2 protein-coding genes are annotated in these 1,586 nt (G+C 34.1%); both read left to right on the forward strand.

What is annotated here, in order from left to right:
* Positions 1-1,131 (forward strand): TM1802 family CRISPR-associated protein (locus Q0236_RS11420; protein WP_297918094.1); only part of this gene is annotated, 1,131 nt, incomplete at its 5' end.
* The coding region (locus tag Q0236_RS11425; RefSeq protein ID WP_297918096.1) for a CRISPR-associated protein at positions 1,131-1,586 on the forward strand (456 nt) is incomplete at its 3' end. The genes Q0236_RS11420 and Q0236_RS11425, both read left to right, overlap by 1 nt.

The raw sequence follows: 1,586 nt of genomic DNA on the forward strand, positions 1-1,586 counted from the left end.
AATAGTGCTAATGCAAATTTGGTTAAAAACGGTTTTATGGCAATTGATAAGGAATTATCTTTTAATTTTTATGGGGATAAAATGGCGGTCTTACCGACGTTAATGGTAAATGATGCAAATTTATTAGAAAAAATAGTGGAAATTTTAAAAGATCCGAGCGAAAAGAAAAAAGATCTGCAAGGCATACAAAATATCGAAGAAAGTATTAATTACGAGTTGGAATCCGTAGCTAAAGCGCAAGCAAATATGCCCGTGCTAAATACAATTTTATTTTATAAAAAAAGCAATGCCGCGGTTAATGTATTATTGCAAATAGATGATGTATTGCCGTCTTATATTTCTAAAATTTCCGATTTAATGGGTAGATATAATATTAGGGCGATTAGGCGAAAAGATAGTAAAGATCAACAAGACGATACTATTTACATGCAAAATTTATTTCTTAAAAACATCGACATTATGAATTTTTTATTATCGCAAAATAGGATGAATTTGGACGATATGATGGAAAAATATGCTGCTTTGATTTATAAAGGCAATATTAACTCTAGTTATGCGTCAAAAATAGAATGGGGATTTTATTTTAATCGCGTTAAGACATATCAAAATAGAAGTATAGAAAGTATCGAAAAATATCAAAATTTCTTTAATGAGATAGGTGCTTTAAATGAAAAAATATCATTTGCAAGGGAGGTTAATTTGCAAGGCTTAAGCGATAAAAAAGAGCTAATAAGCTCGATTTTGAAAAATAGCGAATTTCTAAAAGATAATGAAGTATTGCAGAGTGCATATTTGCTAGGAATGATGTCAGCAGGGTTGATAAATCGCCAATTTGCTATTAGCAAAAATAGTTCATTTGAAAAATGGCTGAATAATGCCGGACTAATTACGAAAGAGCTGTTAGAACGGATTTGGACCAAGTGTGATGAAACTAACAAAAAACTCTCCAATGTATCGCGAGGAAAAAGAAGCGCTAATATAGAAATCATGCGCGATATTTTGATTGGAATTTTACCAAGTGCGTTTTTATCTCAAAAGCGGGTTAAGAGCGCTTATGTAACGCTAGCTTTTGCTATGGGCGGAAGTGATTTTACGAAATATATTAAAGATAACACTCAAGGAGACGAGTAATGAAAAAGAAGGAAATTCTATTTCTTTGGGACGGCGAAAATTTTAATCCAAACGGCGATATGCTAAAGGATAACGCTCCAAGATGCGATGATGAGACCGGCATCGCCGAAGTAACAGACGTGCGCATAAAAAGAACTATCAGAGACGAGATTATGAAAAAAGACGAGGCGTCGATTTTTATAAAGGAGTATAGGATAGAGGATGCCCTGTTGGACGCTAAAACAGCGATTAGACAAAGCATAAACATAAAGCAAAGCAAAAACGAGCTACACAAAGAAATTCTCTCTAAATTTATCGATATTCGCGCATTTGGTGGGGTTTTGCCGATATCGGATAAAGACGAGATGAAAAAAGAAGGCATAAAAACAGCAGGAATTCAATTTGTTGGACCCATTCAGTTTAGAATGAGTAGATCGCTTCATAGAGTTGCGGTAGAGCATATAAAAGGCACCGGC

This window comes from uncultured Campylobacter sp., assembly GCF_938031315.1.
Lineage (GTDB): Bacteria > Campylobacterota > Campylobacteria > Campylobacterales > Campylobacteraceae > Campylobacter_B.